This window comes from Microvirga sp. P5_D2 (genome assembly GCF_054049475.1).
This window is the reverse complement of the sequence record NZ_JBFUMH010000234.1, coordinates 1-5,926: the sequence shown is the minus strand read 5'-3', so window position 1 is coordinate 5,926 and position 5,926 is coordinate 1. Positions and strand designations below refer to the sequence as shown.

At 59.6% G+C, this 5,926-nt stretch carries 3 protein-coding genes and 1 pseudogene; 2 read left to right on the top strand and 2 right to left on the bottom strand.

Annotation, left to right across the window (positions count from 1 at the left end; genetic code table 11):
* Both ACXJKO_RS29110 and ACXJKO_RS29105 read left to right on the top strand, forming a co-directional pair.
* Positions 1–131 (top strand): annotated as a pseudogene (locus ACXJKO_RS29110) (IS5/IS1182 family transposase); the annotation flags it as partial.
* Positions 132–369: 238 nt separating this feature from the next.
* Positions 370–2,619 carry a putative bifunctional diguanylate cyclase/phosphodiesterase gene (locus ACXJKO_RS29105; protein ID WP_457094515.1) on the top strand — a complete coding sequence of 750 codons (2,250 nt, stop codon included), beginning with the start codon at positions 370–372 and terminating at the stop codon, positions 2,617–2,619.
* A 695-nt stretch (positions 2,620–3,314) separates the two neighbouring features.
* Here the strand turns inward: ACXJKO_RS29105 and ACXJKO_RS29100 are convergent.
* Positions 3,315–3,803, bottom strand: coding sequence for a GNAT family N-acetyltransferase (locus ACXJKO_RS29100; RefSeq protein WP_457094514.1), 489 nt, complete (start codon positions 3,801–3,803; stop codon positions 3,315–3,317).
* 252 nt (positions 3,804–4,055) lie between these two features.
* Positions 4,056–5,009: a hypothetical protein gene (locus ACXJKO_RS29095; protein WP_457094513.1), complete on the bottom strand. Its 954-nt coding sequence runs from the start codon at positions 5,007–5,009 to the stop codon at positions 4,056–4,058.
* Between the last annotated feature and the right edge of the window lie 917 nt (positions 5,010–5,926).

The window sequence follows — 5,926 nt, the reverse complement described above, 5'->3', positions numbered from 1 at the left end:
GGCACAAGGTCGAGAACATGTTCGCCAAACTCAAAGATTGGCGCCGGATCGCGACCCGCTATGACCGATGCGCCCACACCTTCTTCTCAGCCATCTGCATCGCAGCGGCCGTCGCCTTCTACCTCAATTAACGAGTCCTGAGCCTAGCTTTCTGCATGGAATGCCAGGAAAACTGCCTTTTGCTGTATTCCGCCTGGATTTTATCGCATTCCCGCAATGACCCTTGATCCCCACACATTAGCCGCCGCCTATGTGCTGCTATCGACCATGCTCGGTGTGCTGCTGCTTTTCTCTTAGTCACAGAACCGGAAGGTCCACGCCCTGGCATGGTGGGGCGCCACCTTCTGCCTGAACTCCGGTGGGATCAGCATGGCCAACCTCGGACAGGCAGTGCCAGGTCATCTTAACCTACTCGTTGCCAACGCGCTCGTGACCTTAGGCTATGGATCCCTTTACGCTGGCTGCAGGGCCTTCAATGCCCGCAGAGGCAAGGTCCCTGCCGTCGTTGTTGGCCCTGCCGTCTGGGTTGTTGCTTTCCCCTTCATTTACGAGACTTACAGCGTTAGACTTGTGCTCCTGTCGCTGATTACCGGAGCATACGCCGCCCTGTCTGCCTGGGAACTCGCGAAGCACGCTCCTCGGTGGCTGGCCTCCCAACGCGCGGCGGTCCTCCTCCTGTCCATCCTCGCCGCCTTCAATGTCTTCCGCGGACTGCTTGGACTATCGCTGGGGTCGATCTTTTGGTTCAATGCCTTTGCCACCCGGTGGTCCACGGAAATGGCACTCTTTCTCGTGGTCTATGCCCCTGCGCTCGCCTTCATCTTCCTGTCCATGGCCAAGGAGCGCATCGAACTCGACCAGAAGCGAACCGAACACGCCTTGCGCGAGAGTGAGGAGCACCACCGCTCGTCTGTTGAGCTCAATCCGCAGATCCCGTGGACAGCCGATCCGCACGGCAATGTCCTCGACATGTCTCCGCGTTGGGGCGAGTTGACGGGACTGCCTCCTGAGGAGTCGCTTGGGCAAGGCTGGACCACGGCCCTGCACCCGGACGATGCCTCCATCGCAGCACAACACTGGTCGGATGCTGTGGTCAGCCGCAGTCCTGTCGATGTCGAGTACCGTCTGTGCTTTGCCGACGGGAGCTATCGTTGGTTCCGCGCCCGGGCCACGCCCCGGCTTGGCGAGGATGGCGCCCTTATCCGCTGGTACGGCACGGTCGAGGACATCCACGATAAAAAGCTTGCCGAGGAGCGTCTCCGTTGGGCTGCCTATCATGATGATCTAACAGGCCTACCTAACCGCAGGCTCTTCCTTGAACGCCTGCGGGAGGCGCTCGACGGCATCTCAGGCCGGTCGCACAGCGTTGGTTTGCTGGTCCTGGATCTGGATCATCTCAAGCACATCAATGACCAGTTTGGCCACGATGCCGGCGATGCCCTGTTGAAGGAGTTCGGACAACGGTTGCGTCGTGGCGTGCGCACCACCGATACGGTTGCGCGTCTGAGCGGAGACGAGTTCGCCGTCATCCTGCCAGATGTTGCCGGAGAGGACAGTGTTGCGGCGGTGGCTCAAGCTCTTCTGGCCCGGATGCAGGGGGCCCTGGGGCACAATGGTGAGGCTTTGGACTGCCGCACCAGCATCGGCGGTGCCATCTCTGCCGAGCACAGTCTGAGCGCGGAGGATCTTCTGAAGCAGGCAGACCTTGCACTTTATAGCTGCAAGGCAGCGGGCCGCGGCCTGTTCGCGATGTTTCAGCCGGCGATGCGTGATGAGGCGCAGAAAACAGCCTCAGCTCTGACGGTGGCCCGTCAGGCGGTGGCCCTCGGGTGGATCGAGCCCTTCTACCAGCCGAAGGTGGAGCTCGCCTCCGGGAAGCTCGCAGGCTTCGAAGAGCTCCTGCGCTGGCGTCATCCCCGCATGGGAATTCAACTACCCGATATTCTTGCCCGTGCCTTTGACGATACAGAGCTTGGAATCGCCATTGGGAACCGCATGCTCTCCTGTGTGGTCCGTGATATGCGCCGCTGGCTTGATGCAGGTCTGGATGTTGGCAGGATCTCGATCAATGCCTCGTCCGCCGAGTTCCGCCGCGATAATTATGCCCGACGGGTGCTCGCCCACCTGCGTGAGGCCCGCATTCCGCCGAACCGTTTCGGGGTGGAGGTCACTGAGACGGTGTTCCTCGACCACAATGTCGAACATGCCCAGAAGACGCTGCGCGCTTTGAGTGAAGGCGGGGTTTCAATTGAGCTTGATGATTTCGGCACCGGTTATGCCTCGCTGTCGCACCTGAAGCAGTTCCCGGTTCATGTTCTCAAGATCGATCGTTCCTTCGTGAATGACTTGGAGACGGATACGGATGATGCTGCGATTGTCAAAGCCCTACTGAGCCTCAGTCAAAGCCTCGACATCAGGGTGGTTGCCGAAGGGGTTGAAACCGCTGCGCAGGCGTCATTCCTCCGGGAACATGGTTGTGATCTAGGGCAGGGCTATCTCTTCGCGCGGCCTATGGCGACCGAAGCCGTCCCGCAGTTCATCCGATCATGGTCGTGCGAGGCAAGCTGGCGGACAGAGGGCCAAGTGACCTGGCGCGGAAGCCACCCATCAGGCACCTAATGGACAAGTCGGATACCTGCGGCTTGCAGCATCTGAGGACCTCGCCCTCCCCAGGCAGAGCGGCTGGGAGGCATGGGAGAGTAGGCGCCGGCATTGGTGCGGATAAGCCCAGCGACGTCAGTACGTGCTTAAGCAAGGCAGATGGGCAGATTCGGAGTGGCGCAGGATCCACCGCTTCAAATCCCGGAGATGACCGTGGGACAATCCACGCCCGACACGCCTGAAGAACTTGCTCGCCTTTGCAGTGGGCCATTCAGCCGGCTTAGAGCGTCCTTGATGCTGCCCTTGAGAAGCGCAAAGCCGAGTTGGGCAAGCAACGTCCTCCAATGGAGGGCGTCTACAAGGGCGAGCCTTCTGATATGTGGTTCCTGATGGGGCCGGCTGACGAATTCACGATGTCGCTCCTCGATGAGGAGCCGGAAGAGGAGCCAGAGCGAGGAGGGTATCAGCCTTGGTCTCGTCCGCTGCGGTCATTTAAGCACTGACGTAGTATGCCCGTCTTCTGACTACGATCCCGGACAGTATTCAACGGCTCCCATTGAGGTGCTCACAAGGAGAATAGATTCGGCATCTGCCTTGATTCACTTCAGGCCGACGCAGAGAGCTCGTGAATACCTTGAAACAACGCTTCATGAATTTCCATAATCGGTCTTGTCGGAAATTCACGGACGATTTTCACGCGCACGCGAGCGACTTCATCGAAGCCTAAACTCGATCCGGTTGGGCCGAGGACCTGGACGCCCTGTTGCGTAGAAGCCGATCTTGGTCAGTAGCCGGATGGATGCGGCATTGTCAGGTCGACATTCGGCAAAGATTGGACGAGGCGCAAGCGCAGGATGGGCGGCAATCTGATCCAGCGTTCCCCGGAGCGCCTCCGACGCATAGCCCTTGCCCTGGTAATCGACCCCGAACCAGTAGCCGACCTCGATGGACCCATCCGGGTGATCAATCACGCCCATAGCACCGATCAACGTTCCATCGGGGAACCGCACCGCGAAGAAGTATTCCTTAATGTCGTTCTGGCTGGCGACGAGGGCCTCCGCCTTCTCCAAGGGGAAGCCGCCCTCCATGAAGGCCATCCACCGACTTACTGCCGGGACATCGCTGATCCTGGCCAGTTCGGGGGCATCCCGGAGTTCCAGTTGACGGATTGTCAGACGTTCCGTCGTGAACGGCTTCAACATGCGTCCACCCTCCGACCGATCCACTTTGTAGCGCCAAATCTGGACACGGGGAGGGCTGGAAAGGGCGTTCTATAAAGGCGCATATCGGAAATTCGCGGTGTGATTTTCACGCGCACGCAAGGCAACTTCGTCTTCCTCGAGCGTACGATCCTAAGGCTTGCCTGGTAAACCAAGGCCATAGCCTGTCGACATCACAAAGCCCCCGGCAGCAGACGCGGCCAGGGGCTTCGAAGCATCGGGAGTTAGCCGACGTTAACGGTTTGAATCGTCCTTGCCGTTAGGGCTGCCATCGTGTCCGCCGTTGCCGTAACCGTTGTTGCCATGACCGCCATGGTCACCACGGTTGCCACCCTCGCGACCACCCTTGTCGCTGCCATGATCGCCATGGTCCTTGCCGTCGTGGCCGTCACGGTCCTTGCCGTCGTGGCCGCCCCAGCCGCCATGGTCCTTGCCGCCGCGATCCTTGCCGTCGTGGCCGCCCCAGCCACCGCGATCCTTGCCGCCACGATCCTTGCCGTCGTGACCATCCCAGCCGCCATGATCCCAGCCGCCACGGTCCTTGCCATCACGATCCCAGCCGCCACGGTCCTTGCCGTCCTTGCCGTTACCGGTGCTGGGAGTGCCAGGAGCGCTAGGAGCGGCACCGCCAGTGCCGGGAGGGGCATCGCCGATGCCAGGAGTACCGCCAGTGCCGGGAGTGCCGCCAACTGAACCTCCAGTTCCGGGGGAGTTATCCGCGACCGTCCCACCGCCGGTGCCGGAGCCGCCCCTGGTGTTGCCGCTGTCCGGGCGGCCGCTGTCCGTGCGGCCGGTCGACGAGACGCCAGCGACGGCATCGCCCCTCGATGGGCCTCGTCCGTCGTTTCCACCCACGACAGGGCCAGATCCGCCGATGGGCCGATCCCCGACCGAGGGAAGATTACGGTCTGGAGTAAATCCGCCAATCGACCCCGTGATGTCGCTGGCTCGATCCGACTGCCGGTCTCCATTGGGCACCGCCTGATTGCGCACGGCTTGCGGGAGGATGGCGCACCGGCAGAACTCCTGGCCTTGGACAATGCGGAGGCGGCAATTGCCGTACATCGACGCATTGGCGACCGCCGGGACGCATTGCTGCCCTGGCTTTCCTACTTGAGCGAAAGACGAGGTGGTGGAGACGAGAAACAGGGCAATGCCGGACAAGGCAAGAGCGTGCGAACGCTTCATGGGTTCACCTACAAGAGATTATGGCTGGGAGGTGCCACCTAGACAGTGGCATGAATGACATAAATACGTCGCAATAGGAAAATGGTTCCGAAGGAGGCTAATACCTCTAAGGAGGTAGCCTATAGATTTAGAACATCAGCCTTCGGATGCGCATCTAACGGAAAACTAACCTTGATGTAGATTACGCGATCGGCTTATGAGCAAACGCAAAGACCCCTGATGACTTATAAGATCATCAGGGGTCCATCAGCTATAGGCTTATACACGCTCTCGGGCTTATAAATGATCTGGCTCAGAGTTGGTTCCGACAAAAAGTCAGCTTCAAGAGCGATAGGTCAGGGAAATCCTGCCTGTTCCGTAATCGCGCTTACGCGAATTACGCGGCGGGTTTTCACGCGGCTGCATGTGACCGAGCCGGAGCGCCCATGAAAAAGGGCCGCGCCCGGTCTTGTGACCATGTTCGCAGCCCTGGAGCCCGTATTTTGCCCCTACGGGAGCCTCTGTATACCTACCTCCTCGGAGGTATACAACAAGCATATAAACTTACATTGGAATAATAAGCCTACTAAACCTGAGAATAAGCGGCATATTTTTCTCCCATCTGTCATATACCCGACTGACGGAAGAGATTTGACTCAGTACATGGACGAGACCGGCTTTGTTATTTTTGCCCCTACGGGCCGGAACTTAGAGCGCCCACTCGTGGGCGCTTCTCTTTTTTGGGCGTGTCAGTCAAGCGCAGGAAATCGCCCCGGATAGCAAGCTCCAGGCTCTGACGATGAACGCACAGGGACATTCCAGCCATTCAGAGGCTGCCGCGGGACGTTCATGAGTTCCCGCCAGGGGTCTGGCTTCTCTTCGAAGTCGGCACCAAGCCGCTTCATGATCGGGTCGGACGGAGAGGCCTCTCAATCTTT

Coding starts and splice junctions, on each gene's coding strand:
- ACXJKO_RS29105 (WP_457094515.1), top strand. CDS start 370: ATGGCCAACCTCGGACAGGCAGTGCCAGGTCATCTTAACCTACTCGTT.
- ACXJKO_RS29095 (WP_457094513.1), bottom strand. CDS start 5,009: ATGAAGCGTTCGCACGCTCTTGCCTTGTCCGGCATTGCCCTGTTTCTC.
- ACXJKO_RS29100 (WP_457094514.1), bottom strand. CDS start 3,803: ATGTTGAAGCCGTTCACGACGGAACGTCTGACAATCCGTCAACTGGAA.